The organism is Lactiplantibacillus sp. B652 (assembly GCF_023806745.1).
In the GTDB taxonomy this organism is placed as follows: domain Bacteria; phylum Bacillota; class Bacilli; order Lactobacillales; family Lactobacillaceae; genus Lactiplantibacillus; species Lactiplantibacillus pentosus.
Genome location: NZ_JAMSKY010000103.1, coordinates 1 through 277 on the forward strand (window position 1 = coordinate 1; position 277 = coordinate 277).

Below are 277 nucleotides of genomic sequence, written 5' to 3' on the forward strand. Positions count from 1 at the left end.
GGCCAATCTGGTGAACAATCAAACCTTACAAAAAGTCCTGATCATCGGGGCGGGCCACAAAGATAACGGCCGTGAAGGACAACATGATGCGGCCGTCACCCCAATCGGTGCGGCGATTCGGCGACTCGGTATCGCGGTCGTACTCGTGGATAACAACGCCTATTCAGTAGCGGCGGAAAATCTGTTTGCGGATAATGTCTACTGAGAGCCGTTGACGGTTGCTGCTGTGACTAAAATTATCGAGGCCGAGCAACCCGATGGCCTGATTCCTTCCTTG

1 protein-coding gene is annotated in these 277 nt (G+C 53.4%); it reads left to right on the forward strand.

Features of this window, described 5'->3' with window-relative positions:
* Positions 1–205, forward strand: a 205-nt coding sequence (locus tag MZO40_RS17185) for a hypothetical protein (RefSeq protein WP_252133497.1), incomplete at its 5' end; no start/stop codon positions are given.
* Between the last annotated feature and the right edge of the window lie 72 nt (positions 206–277).